Source organism: Pseudomonas sp. WS 5021 (genome assembly GCF_012985535.1).
Taxonomy (GTDB): Bacteria; Pseudomonadota; Gammaproteobacteria; order Pseudomonadales; family Pseudomonadaceae; genus Aquipseudomonas.
Window position 1 is genome coordinate 22,793 of the sequence record NZ_JAAQWP010000012.1, and the last position, 14,236, is coordinate 37,028.

Below are 14,236 nucleotides of genomic sequence, written 5' to 3' on the forward strand. Positions count from 1 at the left end.
GATCAGGCTGCGGTCAGCAGGCCCTGGCGTTCGATAAAGGCGACGATTTCTTCCAGGCCGACCCCGGTTTTCTGGTTGCTGAAGACAAATGGCTTGCCGCCGCGCATGCGCTGAGTGTCGCTGTTCATCAGTTCCAGCGAAGCACCGACCAGCGGCGCCAGGTCAATCTTGTTGATCACCAACAGGTCCGACTTGCAGATCCCCGGCCCGCCCTTGCGTGGCAGCTTGTCGCCGGCCGACACATCGATCACATAGATGGTCAGGTCCGACAGTTCTGGACTGAAGGTGGCCGATAGGTTGTCACCGCCTGACTCCACCAGGATCAGGTCGAGGCCGGGAAAACGCCGGTTCAGTTGATCCACCGCTTCGAGGTTGATCGACGCATCTTCGCGAATCGCCGTGTGCGGGCAGCCGCCGGTTTCTACGCCGATGATGCGCTCGGGCGCCAGGGCCTGGTTGCGTACCAGAAAGTCCGCGTCTTCGCGGGTGTAGATGTCGTTGGTGACCACCGCCAGGTTGTAGCGATCACGCAGGGCCAGGCACAGCGCCAGGGTCAGGGCGGTCTTGCCGGAGCCAACGGGGCCGCCGATACCGACGCGCAAAGGTTGTGTGTTCATGGGGTTCTCCTAGGAACGGAACAGGCGGCTGTACTGGCGCTCGTGGGCCATGCATGCCAGGGACAGGCCGAACGCGGCGCTGCCAAAGTGGTGGGGATCGCGCTGGTTGGCGTCCTGCTGGGCTTGTTGCAGCAACGGCAGCAGTTCGCTGGTCAGGCGTTGGGCGGCCTGTTGGCCCAGGGGCAGGGTCTTCATCAGCACGGCCAACTGGTTTTCCAGCCAGCTCCACAGCCAGGCGGCCAGGGCATCGTCGGGGCTGATCGCCCAGGCTCGTGCGGCAAGTGCCCAGCCCAGGGCCAGATGGGGTTCGTGGGTGGTGTCGAGAAAGCGCCGCGCCGCGTCATCCAGTTCCGGCAGGCCGTTGAGCAGTTGTTGCAGGGAGTAGCCCATTTGCCGGCTCTCCTGGAACAGCTCGCGGGTTTCGCGGCTGGCGCGGTGTTCTTCACACAGTTGGCGCAGGCCCACCCAGTCCTGGGCAGCTGCCGCCTGGCAATGGGCAAGCAACAGCGGCGCTTCGAAGCGCGCGAGGTTGAGCAACAGTTGGTCGCTGATCCAGCGTCGGGCGCTGTCGGCATCGCTGACACGGGCATTGTCCACGGCCATTTCCAGGCCTTGGGAATAGCTGTAGCCGCCAATCGGCAATTGCGGACTGGCCAGACGCAGCAGCGCCCAGGCCGGATTCACAGGCGCACGCCGAACTGATGCAGTTTGGGCGGGTAGTTGAAGTCTTCGTCACCGTGGCGCGAGTGATGATGACCGCCACCGTAGGCTCCGTGCTCGGGCTGGAACGGCGCTTCGAGGGTTGCGGTATGGGCCCCCAGTTGCTCCAGCATGGCCTTGAGCACGTAGTCATCGAGCAGGCGCAGCCAGCCGTCCCCCACTTGCAGGGCCACATGCCGGTTGCCCAGGTGATAGGCCGCACGGGTCAGTTCAAAGGCGCTGCTGCAGGTGACGTGCAGCAGTTGTTCAGGGCGTGCGCAGACGCGTACGACACGTCCGTCTTCAGCTTGTAGGAATTCCCCATCGTAGAGTGGCGGCTGGCCGCGCTCCAGAAACAAGCCGACATCTTCACCCTCGGCACTGAAACAGCGCAGGCGGCTTTTGCTGCGGGCTTCGAAGTTCAGCAGCAACTCCGCGGCCCAGGTGGGTTGGGGCGCAATTCGGCGGTGGATGACCAGCATCGGGAAGCTTCCAGCAATGAGCGATAAACAGGCTAGAGCAAGGGGCTTGCCAACCACGCTTAGCGTAGGAAATAGCCGTAGGTTCTGGGCATTGCGCCACTAAACGGGGCGGTGGCAGGAGGTTGGAGTGATCTATTTTGGTGCGCCGCAGGGGGCGATGGCACCTGAATTGGGCGATTTGGCCGGGGCTATTTATAGCTAGGGGTGATTTGGGATTTGTCCTACGACCATCTTGGATTTGCCGTTCATCTTGCTTCGCATCGCTTCACTAGGATTGCACCCCGTGTTTAATCCACTGCGTTGTTCATCATGTTCAAGTCATTTTTATGTGTAGTGATGGTCGGCCTGTTTGGCGTCACGTCATCGGCTTCGGCCAACTTCAACAAGCGCCACACCTCACTGGCGCCCTTCAGTGCCTCGCTACAGGCCGTGCCGCAGCCGAGTATCGAGAATGTAGTCGACCGCGCCCACCAATTGCTCGGCACCGCCTACAAATGGGGCGGCAGCTCTCAGGACCAGGGGTTCGATTGCAGCGGCTTGCTGGTCTATCTGTTCAAGACCGAGGCCAACATTGTCATCCCGCGCACCACGGCGGCGATGCACCGGTCAACGGCGGCGACGATCAAGCGTGACGCGCTGCAACCGGGCGATGCGGTATTTTTCAGGGCCAATGGGCGCAACCAGGTCAGCCATGTCGGCCTGTATGTGGGCGAGGGCAAGTTCATTCATTCGCCGCGCAAGGGCAAGAGCATCCGCATCGACTCACTGGCCAACAGCTATTGGAAGAAAAACTACACCACCGCCAAGCGTTTCCAGGCGCTGCGCTGACCGGCCTATTCGGTGCTGCCCAGGCCTTGCCAGTGCTTGAGGCCGATAAAGATAAAGCGCAGTTGCTGGGTGATCTTGGCCTGGGGCGTGAGGTGCGCCGGCAAGGCCGCGGCGGGCGGGTCGATAATGTCGGGCAGGGTGGCGAACACGCTCTTGACGATCAGGTCGGCCATCACATGCAAACCGTCGGCATCCAGGTGCTGCAGCTTGGGCATCAGCGTCAGGTCGGCTGCCAGGTCCGAGGTGATGTCTTCGCGCAAGGCGCCGATGGCTTGGCGCACGGCCAGGCAACCGCCGTATTGCTCGCGGGCGAGGAACAGGAATTGTGAACGGTTGGCCGCCACTACATCGAGAAAGATCCGTACCGAGGCATCGATGATGCCGCCCATGACGAATTCGTTGTGGCGTACCAGGCGGATGGTGGCACGGAAGGTCTGGCCGACCTCACTGACGAGCACCAGGCCCAATTGGTCCATATCGGCAAAGTGTCGGTAAAAGCCGGTGGGCACGATGCCAGCGCTCTTGGCCACTTCGCGCAGGCTCAGGCTGCCAAACCCTCGGCCACCCTCCATCAGATGGCGGGCTGCGTCCATCAAGGCAAGGCGGGTCTGTTGCTTCTGTTCGGCGCGGGGCAGCATTGGCGGGTGGGCTTTGTAGACAAGGACAGCGACGCACTCTAGCAAATCAACTTTGCCTGCGTCGAACTTGTAACGGGACAAAGGTGGCGCAGATCCCACAAAGTCAAAGCCCGATCTCTGGGGATCGGGCTTTTTTCAGGGCCAGCACAGGCTTAGCTCGTAGCTTTATGCATGTCATCCAGACGGTCGGAACCGCCCTCGGCGACGAATTCGCGTTGTTGCAGGCGATCCGAGCCACCTTCAACCAGGCCTTTTTGTTCCAGGCGATCACGGCCGCCTTCGGCGACGAATTCGCGTTTTTGCAGACGGTCCGAGCCACCTTCAACCAGGCCTTTTTGTTCCAGGCGATCGCGACCACCTTCGGCAACGGTCTGACCGATGTGCGTGGCGTCAGCCTTGGCTTGCGGGATGGCTTGTTCGGCAGCTGGCAGGGCAAAAGCGCTGGTGGCCAGGACAGAGAGTGCAACACTGAGCAGTAATTGGCGTTTCATGATGAGTTGCTCCTTGGGAGGGCGATAAAGTGGGTACAGGGCTAATGCTACTCTCGATATCTCGATATAAAAGTTCATAAACACAATGGTAATAATCAACAGAATTGATTGTTCTGCGCCGAGGCTCTAGATCGCGCCTCTCAAGCACGCGCTTTTGCACCGGGGTGGGTATTTTCGACACGGGCGTGGGTAACAACGGTGCGTCGTTGATGAAAGAAGCTGTCGGATTAGTCAGAAAAAGCGCTTTTCAGCGCTAATTGCCATCTGCGGTTAAACCCCCAGGCCATTTGCCAGTCGTAGCCATATAAGCTTTAGTCCTTGCGCGCGTTGCCAGTGGCACGCGCAGTCGTAATCAGGAGCCCTGTGCAATGACGCGCACTCGTAAAATTCTCGCCTGGAGCAGTGCCTGCTTCGTTCTGTTAATCGCCGCTGTGGTACTGATCCTGGTGTTCTTCGATTGGAACCGGATCAAGCCGCAACTCAATGCCAAGGTCTCGGAAGAGCTGCATCGCGCCTTTGCCATCAATGGCAACCTGGCGGTGGTCTGGCAGCGCGAGCCGGACGAGGGCGGTTGGCGCGCCTGGGTGCCGTGGCCCCATGTGGTGGCCGAAGACCTGAGCCTGGGCAACCCCGAGTGGTCGAAACAGCCGCAGATGGTCACCCTCAAGCGCGTTGAACTGCGCATCTCACCCTTGGCCCTGCTGGCCCAGCGCGTGGTGATCCCGCGCATCGACCTGACCGAGCCGAGTGCCCAATTGCAGCGCCTGGCCGATGGCCGCGCCAACTGGGCCTTCACCTTTGATCCCAAGGACCCGAATGCCGAACCGTCCAGTTGGGTGGTGGATATCGGCGCCATCGGCTTCGACAAGGGCCACGTGACCCTCGACGACCAGACCCTCAAGACCCGTCTCGATGTGCTGATCGACCTCCTGGGCAAGCCGATTGCGTTCAGCGAAATCGTCGGTGAGCGCGATGCAAAAAAAGCCCTGGAGCAGGGCGCCACACCCCAGGACTATGCGTTTGGCCTCAAGGTCAGCGGCCAGTACCACGGCCAGAAACTCGCCGGCAGCGGCAAGATCGGCGGGCTGCTGGCCCTGCAAGACGCCGCCAAGCCATTCCCCCTGCAGGCCCAGGCGAAGGTCGGGGATACCAGCATCGCCCTGGCCGGCACCCTGACCGACCCACTGAACCTCGGCGCCCTGGACCTGCGCCTGAAACTGTCTGGCACCAGCCTGGGCAACCTTTACCCACTGACCGGCGTGACCCTGCCGGACTCGCCGGCCTATTCCACCGATGGGCGCCTGATCGCCAAGTTGCATGAGGCGGGCGGTGCGTCGTTCCGCTATGAAAACTTCAACGGCAAGATCGGCAACAGCGACATCCACGGCGACCTGGCCTATGTCGCCAGCCAGCCACGGCCAAAGCTCAGTGGCGCACTGGTGTCCAACCAACTGCTGCTGGCCGACCTGGCGCCGCTGATCGGTGCCGACTCCAACGCCAAGCAAAAGGCCCGTGGTGGTGAAAGCAAGCAACCGGCGACCAAGGTGCTGCCGGTGGAGGAGTTTCGCACCGAGCGCTGGCGCGATATGGACGCCGATGTCGAGTTCACCGGCAAGCGCATTGTCCACAGCGCCGAACTGCCCTTTACCGACCTCTACACGCACCTGGTGCTCAACGACGGCCAACTGAGCCTCGAACCCCTGCGTTTCGGTGTGGCGGGCGGCAAGCTCGATGCACAGATTCGCCTCAATGGCCGCATCACCCCGCTGGAAGGCCGGGCGAAACTGACGGCGCGCAACTTCAAGCTCAAGCAACTGTTCCCCACCTTTGAACCGATGAAGACCAGCTTTGGCGAGCTAAACGGCGATGCGGATATCGCCGGGCGCGGCAACTCGGTGGCGGCTTTGTTGGGCAGTGCCAATGGCGATCTGAAAATGCTCATCAACGACGGTGCCATCAGCCGAGGCCTGATGGAAATCGCCGGGCTGAACGTCGGTAACTATGTGGTCGGCAAGATGTTTGGCGACAAGGAAGTGAAGATCAACTGCGCGGCGGCGGACTTCGGCATCAAGACCGGCCTGGCCACCAGTCGGTTGTTTGTGTTCGACACCGAGAACGCGATCATCTACATCGACGGCACCGCGAACATGGCCAGCGAACAACTGGACCTGACAATCACCCCAGAGTCCAAGGGCTTTCGCCTGTTTTCGCTGCGTTCGCCCTTGTACGTCAACGGACCGTTCATCAAGCCCAATGCCGGGGTCAAGGCAGTGCCGCTATTGCTGCGTGGTGCGGGGATGGTGGCGCTGGGTGTGATCGTTGCACCTGCGGCAGGCCTGCTGGCACTGGTGGCGCCGAGCGGGGATGAGCCCAACCAGTGCGTGCCGCTGTTGCAGCAGATGCGGGAAGGCAAGGCGCCGAAGACGGTGAAAGGCTAGAACAAACCCACAACCCAATGTGGGAGCGGGCTTGCCCGCGATAGCGGTGGGTCAGTCGCTAAAAATGCTGACTGATACACCGCTCTCGCGAGCAAGCCCGCTCCCACATTAGTGAGTGCTGCTGGCAGGCTTACAGGTCTTTGAGAATGTCCGCCATATCGTCGGCGTGCTCTTCTTCCTGGGCCAGGATGTCTTCAAAGATCCGGCGGGTGGTCGGGTCTTTCTCGCCGATGTACTGGATGATCTCGCGATAGCTGTCCACCGCGATGCGCTCGGCCACCAGGTCTTCGTAGACCATGTCCTTCAAGGTCTTGCCGGCCACGTACTGTGCGTGGGACAGCTTGGACAGCAGATCCGGGTTGAACTCTGGTTCGCCGCCCAGCTGTACGATACGTTCGGCCAGTTTGTCGGCGTGTTCCAGTTCCTGGTTGGCGTGCTCCAGGAACTCATCGGCGGCCACGCTGGCTTTCAGGCCGCTGGCCATGAAGTAGTGGCGCTTGTAGCGCAACACACAGACCAGTTCGGTGGCCAGTGACTCGTTGAGCAGGCGCAGGATCTCTTCGCGGTCGGCGCTGTAGCCTTCGGTCACTGCGCCGTTTTCCACATTCTTGCGCGCGCGTTCGCGAAGGGTGCTTACGTCAGACAAATGCATGTCGGTCATTTCAATCTCCTCAGGGCGATATCCGGTTTTGCGCCACACTCTCGGGGTGTGATCGCTCAAAGTTGTGAGTGCTGCGCGGCGCAAAAAGTTTTATCGGATGTTGCCGGGTGTCATATCGATTGCCGCAGGGCTGGTCTAGGATCAGCTCAATCGCCCCTTTGAAGGACGTTTGCCTCCATGCCGCAGACATTGGCTACACGTTATCCCCTGGTTTTGGTGCCGGGCATGCTCGGGTTTGTGCGGCTGCTGCTGTACCCGTATTGGTACGGCATCGTCCCGGCCTTGCGTGCGGGCGGGGCGCAAGTGTTTGCGGTGCAGGTGGCGCCGCTCAACTCCAGCGAGGTACGCGGCGAGCAGTTGCTGGTGCAGATCGAGCAGATTCGCCGCCAGACCGGTGCCGACAAGGTCAACCTGATCGGCCATAGCCAGGGCTCGCTCACCGCCCGTTACGCGGCGGCCAAACGCCCGGAATGGGTGGCCTCGGTGACCTCGGTGGCCGGGCCCAATCATGGTTCGGAATTGGCGGACTACCTGCACACCCACTATCCGGCCGACAGCGCCAAGGGCCGGATCATGAGTGCGTTGTTGCGCCTGGTGGGCGTGGTGATGGGCCTGCTCGAAACCGGCTATCGCGGCCCGCGTTTTGCGGCGGATATCCACGCCTCCCATCAATCGCTGACCAGCGCGGGTGTGGCGCTGTTCAATCGTCAATACCCCCAAGGCCTGCCAGACACCTGGGGCGGGCAGGGCGCCGAAGAAGTGGGCGGAGTGCGTTATTACTCCTGGTCCGGCACCTTGCAGCCAGGCAAGACCGATCGCGGGCGCAACCTGCTGGACGGCACCAACCGCAGTTGCCGGCTGTTTGCGCGCACCTTCGTCAAGGAGAAAGGCCAGTGCGACGGCATGGTCGGGCGTTACAGCTCACACCTGGGCACGGTGATTGGCGATGACTATGCGCTGGACCATTTCGATATCGTCAACCAGTCACTGGGCCTGGTGGGCAAGGGTGCCGAGCCGATCCGCCTGTTTGTCGAACATGCGCAGCGGTTGAAGGCGGCCGGGCTTTAACGCCTTACCGGCGTGGTCCAGCGCTCCGACAGAATCACCCCGCCCAGCGTCAGTACGCCGCCGATCAGGTGATACAGCGCCAGCTGTTCCTTGAGCACCACTGCGGCAATCAGCGCGGTGATCAGCGGCAGCAGGTTAAAAAACAGCGTGGTCCGGCTTGGCCCCAACTGCTTGACCGAATGCATCCACGAAAGCGGCGCAATCATCGATGCCAGCAGGCAGGCGTACACCACCAGGCCAATATTCGACGGGCCCAGGCCGACCTTGTCCGAGGCCAGGAACAGCGGAAACAGCACCACCACCGCCACCAACACCTGCAAATACAGCAACACCAGGGGCGGTAGACGCAATTGCCATTTTTTCAGCAGGGTGCTGTAGATCGCATAGGCCAGGGTGGCCACCAGCATCATTGCGTCGCCCAGGTTCACCCCGTGTTGCAGCAGCGCGCCGAGGCTGCCGGCCGACACCACCACCACCACCCCGGCAAACGACAGCACCGCCCCGGTCAGGGCGCCGAAGGTCAGGCGCTGGCCGAGGCTGATAATCGCCGCAGTCAGGGCCATCAATGGCATCAGCGACAGGATGATCCCCATATTGGTGGCGCTGGTCAGGCTGGCGGCGTAGTACGCCAGGCTCTGGTAGACCGCCATGCCGAGCACGCCGAGCACGGCGATCTTGCCTAGGTTGGGGCGAATCAGCGCCCAGTTGGCAATGACTGGCTTGAGCATGAACGGGGTAAACAGGATGGCGGCCAGCAGCCAGCGATAAAAACCGATCTCGGCCGGGAAAATCGAGCCCACGGCGAGTTTGTTGACCACGGTATTACCAGCCCAGATAAAGATGGCCAGCAGTGGATAAGCGTATTGCATTGCAAGGAACCAGGAACGTTAGTGAGGGGTGATTATCCTTTGTCTGGATCGAAGCCTATACTTCGATCCAGACAAGCCGCCTCTGTATCCAGACAATATGCCGAAGACCTACATCAACCTGCCCGATTTCGACGTGCTACCGGCCCCGGTGTACTTTCGCTACTCGGAATTTGCCGCCGACAGCCGCGCCTCCCGCCACCAGCATGCCTGGGGCTCCCTGGATTACTCGGCCCGCGGCGTGATGCGCTTTGAAGTGGGCGGCAACCGGTTTATGTCGCCGCCGCAATATGCGGTGTGGATCCCGCCCAACACCCAGCACAGCTCCTACAACGCCCAGGCGATTATCTACCGCTCGGTGTACCTGGCGCCGTCCCTGTGCGAGCAATTGCCCACGCAGCCCTGCACCCTGACCATCAGCAACATCCTAAAGGCCATCCTCAGTGATTTTGCCGAGCGCGACGTGAATATCCCGGCCAACGAAGCCGACGTGCGCCTGGCCCAGGTGCTGGTGGACCAACTGCGCCAGGCGCCGGTGCATGACTGTTTCCTGCCGTATGCCAGCAGCCCCGGCCTGCTCAGCGTGCTTGAAGGCATGCAGGCTGATCCCGGGGACAACCGCGCGCTGGCGCTATGGGCGCAGCAGGTACACGTCAGCGAGCGCACCCTGGCCCGGCAATTTGTGCGCGAACTGGGCATGAGCTTTGGCGAATGGCGCCAGCGCCTGCGCTTTCTGGCGGCCATCGAGGCCCTGGAAAACACGCGCAGCGTCCAGGAAGTGGCCTTTGACCTTGGCTACAGCACCGCCTCGGCGTTTATTGCAATGTTCCAGCGCCAGGCCGGCTGTACGCCGGAGCAGTATCGACGAACGAACTTACGTAGCAGGTGAAGGTGTAACAGGCTTTGTCTACACTGCAGGGGAGGCCGCGCCCCTCGGCGTGGTAACAGGGAGAAAACTCCATGAAGATGTTGCGTATTCCGTTGTTGATGATCGGTCTGCTGCTCTGTTCCCAAGGGTTTGCGGCCACTGCCCAGCAAAACAAAATGACCACCTGCAACGCCGAAGCCTCCACCAAGACCTTGAAGGGCGACGAGCGCAAGGCCTTCATGAAAACCTGCCTCTCGGCCCCGGCCGCCAATGACGCCAAGACCCTGACCCCGCAGCAGCAAAAAATGAAGGACTGCAACGCGACGGCAAAAACCAAGGCGCTGGCCGGCGATGCGCGTAAAACCTTTATGAGCACCTGCCTTAAAGGCTGACCCGCTTAAATACCCCTGTGGGGGCGGGCTTGCCCGCGATTGCGGTGTGTCAGCCAACCAGCGCCATCGCGGGCAAGCCCGCTCCCACAGTTGATGGTGTTCACAACCATCAGACTTCTCGCTTGATTGCCCCAAGGCTGGCAGACTGCCCATCCTTTAACGCCGTTCGTTTAGAGGCTGTATGCCAACGTTTTCTCAGCGTCATGTGTTGTTGCTGGCCAGCTACATCATCATTTTCGGCGGGTTGCTGCTGGTCCTCCCGTTAAAACTGCTGCCCAGCCTGTTGGCCGGCCTGTTGGTCTTCGAATTGGTCAACATGCTCACCCCGCAACTGCAACGCTTGATCGAAGGCCGGCGTGCGCGCTGGCTGGCGGTGGCATTGCTCGGCACCGTGATTGTCAGCGTGCTGACCCTGATTTTTGCCGGTGCCATCAGCTTTTTGCTGCACGAAGCGGAAAACCCCGGGGCTTCCCTCGATAAATTCATGGGCGTGGTCGACCGCGCGCGCGGCCAGCTGCCGCCGTTCCTCGACGCCTACCTGCCGGCCAGCGCCGCCGAGTTTCGCGTGGCTATCGGTGAATGGCTGAGCAAGCACCTGAGCGAACTGCAACTGGTGGGCAAGGACGCGGCGCATATGTTCGTGACCCTGCTGATCGGCATGGTCCTGGGCGCCATCATCGCCCTACAACGGGTCCCCGACCTGACCAAGCGCAAACCCCTGGCCGCCGCGTTGTTCGACCGCCTGCACCTGCTGGTCCAGGCTTTTCGCAACATTGTCTTTGCGCAAATCAAAATCGCGGCGCTCAACACCATCTTCACCGGGATCTTCCTTGCGGTGGTGCTGCCGCTGGCGGGGATCCACCTGCCGCTGACCAAGACCCTGATCGTCCTCACCTTCCTGCTGGGCCTGCTGCCGGTGATCGGCAACCTGATGTCCAACACCCTGATCACCATCGTCGCGTTGTCGATGTCGATCTGGGTGGCGGTGGCGGCGCTGGGCTACCTGATCGTGATCCACAAGGTCGAGTACTTCCTCAATGCCCGCATCGTCGGCGGGCAGATCAGCGCCAAGTCGTGGGAGTTGTTGTTGGCGATGCTGGTGTTTGAAGCCGCATTCGGCCTGCCTGGGGTGGTGGCAGGGCCGATTTACTATGCGTATTTGAAGAGTGAGTTGAAGCTGGGTGGGATGGTCTGAAGGTTGAGGGCGTCTAGGCTGGCCCTATCGCGGGCAAGCCCGCTCCCACATGTTGACCGAGTTCCGCCTTGGGAATGCGGTCCAAATGTGGGAGCGGGCTTGCTCGCGAAAGAGCGCGCCGTGGTTTCAGCTAATACTCAGTAGCCGTAACGCTTGCTTGCCTCGATCGCCAACCCGCTGCCAATGCTGCCGAAGATGTTGCCTTCCACGTGCCGGGCATTGGGCAGCATCGCCGAAATGCTGTGGCGCAGGGCCGGGATGCCGCTGGAGCCGCCGGTGAAGAACACCGTGTCGACCTGGGCCACGTCCACCGAGGCGTCGTCGAGCAGTTGGGTCACGCTGTTGCGCACCCGTTCCAGCAGGTTGTCGATGGACGATTCGAACAGGGCGCGGCTCAGTTCCACGCTCAGGCCCGGTTCTACCCGGTCCAGCGGCACGTGGCGGCTGTCGTCGTGGGTGAGGTGGATCTTGGTTTCTTCCACTTCCATCGCCAGCCAGTGGCCGGCGCGCTGCTCGATCAGCTTGAACAGGCGGTCGATGCCGCCGGTGTCTTCGATGTCGTAGCGCATGCTGCCCAGGGCCAGCTGGGATTTTTGCGAGTACACCGAGTTGATGGTGTGCCAGGTGGCCAGGTTCATATGGTGGCTGGTGGGCATGTAGGCCCCGCTTTTCATGCGGCTGCCGTAGCCGAACAGCGGCATCATGCCGGCCAGCGAGAGCTGTTTGTCGAAGTCGGTACCGCCGATATGCACGCCGCCGGTGGCGAGGATGTCGTCGTGGCGGTTGTCGTGCTTGCGCCGCTCGGGCGACAGGCGCACCAGGGAGAAGTCGGAGGTACCGCCGCCGATGTCGACAATCAGGACCAACTCTTCTTGTTCAATGGTGGATTCGTAGTCGAAGGCTGCGGCGATCGGCTCGTACTGGAACGAGACTTCCTTGAAGCCGAGCTTGCGGGCCACGTCCACCAGGGTGTCTTCGGCCTCTTTGTCGGCCATCGGGTCGTCGTCGACGAAAAATACCGGGCGGCCCAGTACCACTTCTTCGAACTCACGGCCGGCAGTGGCTTCGGCGCGGTTCTTGAGCTGGCCGATAAACAGGCCCAGCAGGTCCTTGAACGGCATGGCCGTGCCCAGCACGCTGGTGTCGTGCTTGATCAGCTTGGAGCCCAACAGGCTCTTGAGCGAACGCATCAGGCGGCCTTCGTAGCCTTCCAGGTACTCGTGCAGCGCCAGGCGGCCGTACACCGGGCGGCGTTCTTCGAAGTTGAAGAACACCACCGACGGCAGGGTGATCTTGTCGTCCTCCAGCGCGATAAGCGTTTCCATGCCGGGACGGATCCAGCCGACAGTGGAGTTGGACGTGCCGAAGTCGATGCCGCAGGCACGGGCTGGAGAGGTGTTGTTCATGTCTAACAGGTTCCGGTTAAAAAACGGCCGCGCAGTGTATGTCACTCGCGTGCAGATGCGTAGGCCGACTATCCGCTAAATACAGCAGACTTGTTACCTTGAAAGGTCGGCTCCTTGCCCCCAACTCCTGTGCATACGGTTGGTGGCTGTCGAAAGGATCAAGTTTGTCCTGCAAGCCGCCGATATTTTTCTGACGCACCTCGAATCGCCCCGCAATGCCCAGGCAGGCAGGGCCCGACTGTGCGATCTCGATAACGGATGGTGATGCCCCCATGGATTTCAAAGACTATTACAAGATTCTTGGTGTCGAGCCGACGGCCGATGACAAGCAGATCAAGGCCGCTTATCGCAAGCTGGCCCGTAAGTATCATCCCGACGTCAGCAAGGAAAAGGACGCGGAAGAGAAGTTCAAGGACGCCTCGGAAGCCTATGAAGCGCTGAAAAGTGCCGACAAGCGCGCCGAGTACGATGAATTGCGCCGCTATGGCCAGCACGGTCAGCCCTTCCAGGGGCCGCCAGGTTGGCAGAGCCGTGGCGGGTTTGGCGGTGGCCAGGATACGGGCGAGTTTTCGGACTTCTTCAGCTCGATCTTCGGCTCGCGTGGCAACGGCTTTGGCGGCGCCCAGGGGCGCAGCCCCGGGCGACGCGGCCAGGATGTGGAGATGGAGTTGCCGGTGTTCCTGGAGGAGACCCTGTCCACCGAGCCCAAGGCAATCAGCTTCCAGGTGCCGCAATACAATGCGGCGGGCCAGCACGTCAGCAACACCACCAAGAGCCTGAACGTGAAGATTCCGGCCGGTGTGGCCGATGGCGAGCGCATTCGCCTCAAGGGCCAGGGTGCTCCGGGGATCGGTGGCGGCGCCAATGGCGACTTGTACCTGATCATCCGCTTTGCGCCGCACCCGAAGTTCGAGGTGGAAGGCGAAAACTTGGTGATTACCTTGCCGCTGGCACCGTGGGAATTGGCTTTGGGCGCGGAAGTCGCAGTGCCGACCCTGACCGGCAAGATCAACCTCAAGGTCCCGGCCGGCAGCCAGAACGGCCAGCGCATGCGGGCCAAGGGCCATGGCTTGCTGAACAAGGCCGGGCAGCGCGGGTACCTGTTTGTGCAGCTCAAGGCCGTGATGCCCAAAAGCAGTGACGATGAGGTCAAGGCGCTGTGGCAGGAACTGGCGCAAAAGGCCAATTTTGATCCACGGGAAACCTGGGGCCGCTAACCGCCCTGTGTGGGAAATCAGCAAAACCCTGTAGGAGCTGGCTTGCCAGCGATGGCGGCGGCATTACCAGCATTGATGCTGCCTGACCCACCGCCATCGCCGCCTCGCTAAAGCTCGACAGCTCCTACCGGGGATCGTTGCCGGGCACAAATTTTCGCCACATCGCAAAAGAAATGTAGGAGCTGTCGAGCCCCGGCGAGGCTGCGATGGCGGCGGCACTGCCAGCATTGATTCTGCCTGACCCACCGCCATCGTTGCCTCGCTAAAGCTCGACAGCTCCTACCGAGGATCGTTGGCGGGCATAGATTTGCGCCACATCGCAAATGAAATGTAGGAGCTGTCGAGCCCCGGCGAGGCTGCGATGGCGGCG

15 protein-coding genes are annotated in these 14,236 nt (G+C 61.4%); 7 read left to right on the plus strand and 8 right to left on the minus strand.

Features of this window, described 5'->3' with window-relative positions:
* Positions 1 to 2 precede the first annotated feature (2 nt).
* The 3 genes from ureG to ureE are packed head-to-tail and all read right to left on the minus strand — an operon-like array spanning position 3 to position 1,798.
* Positions 3 to 617 carry an urease accessory protein UreG gene (gene ureG, locus HBO19_RS26465; protein WP_003217431.1) on the minus strand — a complete coding sequence of 205 codons (615 nt, stop codon included), beginning with the start codon at positions 615 to 617 and terminating at the stop codon, positions 3 to 5.
* A gap of 9 nt (positions 618 to 626) precedes the next feature.
* Complete coding sequence (locus HBO19_RS26470) at positions 627 to 1,301, minus strand: urease accessory protein UreF (protein ID WP_170058615.1); 675 nt, start codon at positions 1,299 to 1,301, stop codon at positions 627 to 629.
* On the minus strand, positions 1,298 to 1,798 hold the full coding sequence (gene ureE, locus HBO19_RS26475) for an urease accessory protein UreE (protein WP_170058616.1): 501 nt from the start codon (positions 1,796 to 1,798) through the stop codon (positions 1,298 to 1,300). Before ureE ends, HBO19_RS26470 begins: the two co-directional genes overlap by 4 nt.
* A gap of 309 nt (positions 1,799 to 2,107) precedes the next feature.
* On the opposite strand from ureE, the gene HBO19_RS26480 reads away from it, so the two are divergent.
* Complete coding sequence (locus HBO19_RS26480) at positions 2,108 to 2,626, plus strand: C40 family peptidase (protein WP_169952138.1); 519 nt, start codon at positions 2,108 to 2,110, stop codon at positions 2,624 to 2,626.
* A 5-nt stretch (positions 2,627 to 2,631) separates the two neighbouring features.
* On the opposite strand, the gene HBO19_RS26485 is transcribed toward HBO19_RS26480, so the two are convergent.
* Positions 2,632 to 3,264, minus strand: a complete 633-nt coding sequence (locus HBO19_RS26485; protein WP_076961541.1) for a TetR family transcriptional regulator — start codon at positions 3,262 to 3,264, stop codon at positions 2,632 to 2,634.
* Positions 3,265 to 3,416: 152 nt separating this feature from the next.
* On the minus strand, positions 3,417 to 3,755 hold the full coding sequence (locus HBO19_RS26490; protein WP_170058617.1) for a hypothetical protein: 339 nt from the start codon (positions 3,753 to 3,755) through the stop codon (positions 3,417 to 3,419).
* Between the two features lie 368 nt (positions 3,756 to 4,123).
* Here HBO19_RS26490 and HBO19_RS26495 point away from each other — a divergent pair, with 368 nt between their 5' ends.
* Complete coding sequence (locus HBO19_RS26495; RefSeq protein ID WP_170058618.1) at positions 4,124 to 6,193, plus strand: AsmA family protein; 2,070 nt, start codon at positions 4,124 to 4,126, stop codon at positions 6,191 to 6,193.
* A 130-nt stretch (positions 6,194 to 6,323) separates the two neighbouring features.
* On the opposite strand, the gene HBO19_RS26500 is transcribed toward HBO19_RS26495, so the two are convergent.
* Positions 6,324 to 6,854 (minus strand): ferritin-like domain-containing protein, encoded by a 531-nt coding sequence (locus HBO19_RS26500; protein ID WP_169952132.1) that lies wholly within the window; start codon positions 6,852 to 6,854, stop codon positions 6,324 to 6,326.
* A 177-nt stretch (positions 6,855 to 7,031) separates the two neighbouring features.
* Between HBO19_RS26500 and HBO19_RS26505 the strand changes: the two genes are divergently transcribed.
* Positions 7,032 to 7,922 carry a triacylglycerol lipase gene (locus HBO19_RS26505; RefSeq protein ID WP_169952130.1) on the plus strand — a complete coding sequence of 297 codons (891 nt, stop codon included), beginning with the start codon at positions 7,032 to 7,034 and terminating at the stop codon, positions 7,920 to 7,922.
* Here HBO19_RS26505 and HBO19_RS26510 read toward each other — a convergent pair.
* Positions 7,919 to 8,791 carry a DMT family transporter gene (locus HBO19_RS26510; protein WP_170058619.1) on the minus strand — a complete coding sequence of 291 codons (873 nt, stop codon included), beginning with the start codon at positions 8,789 to 8,791 and terminating at the stop codon, positions 7,919 to 7,921. The two genes, HBO19_RS26505 and HBO19_RS26510, sit on opposite strands and share 4 nt — an antisense overlap.
* Before the next feature lie 97 nt (positions 8,792 to 8,888).
* Here HBO19_RS26510 and HBO19_RS26515 point away from each other — a divergent pair, with 97 nt between their 5' ends.
* The 3 genes from HBO19_RS26515 (at position 8,889) to HBO19_RS26525 (ending at position 11,243) form a co-directional block, all read left to right on the plus strand.
* Entirely contained in the window at positions 8,889 to 9,677 is a 789-nt protein-coding gene (locus HBO19_RS26515; RefSeq protein ID WP_170058620.1) for a helix-turn-helix transcriptional regulator, read from the plus strand.
* A gap of 71 nt (positions 9,678 to 9,748) precedes the next feature.
* Entirely contained in the window at positions 9,749 to 10,048 is a 300-nt protein-coding gene (locus HBO19_RS26520; RefSeq protein ID WP_169952124.1) for a PsiF family protein, read from the plus strand.
* Between the two features lie 181 nt (positions 10,049 to 10,229).
* Positions 10,230 to 11,243, plus strand: a complete 1,014-nt coding sequence (locus HBO19_RS26525; RefSeq protein WP_169952122.1) for an AI-2E family transporter — start codon at positions 10,230 to 10,232, stop codon at positions 11,241 to 11,243.
* Between the two features lie 137 nt (positions 11,244 to 11,380).
* Here the strand turns inward: HBO19_RS26525 and HBO19_RS26530 are convergent, their stop codons facing one another.
* Positions 11,381 to 12,649 (minus strand): Hsp70 family protein, encoded by a 1,269-nt coding sequence (locus tag HBO19_RS26530; RefSeq protein ID WP_169952120.1) that lies wholly within the window; start codon positions 12,647 to 12,649, stop codon positions 11,381 to 11,383.
* A 272-nt stretch (positions 12,650 to 12,921) separates the two neighbouring features.
* On the opposite strand from HBO19_RS26530, the gene HBO19_RS26535 reads away from it, so the two are divergent.
* Positions 12,922 to 13,866: a DnaJ C-terminal domain-containing protein gene (locus HBO19_RS26535; RefSeq protein ID WP_169952118.1), complete on the plus strand. Its 945-nt coding sequence runs from the start codon at positions 12,922 to 12,924 to the stop codon at positions 13,864 to 13,866.
* Positions 13,867 to 14,236 lie beyond the last annotated feature (370 nt).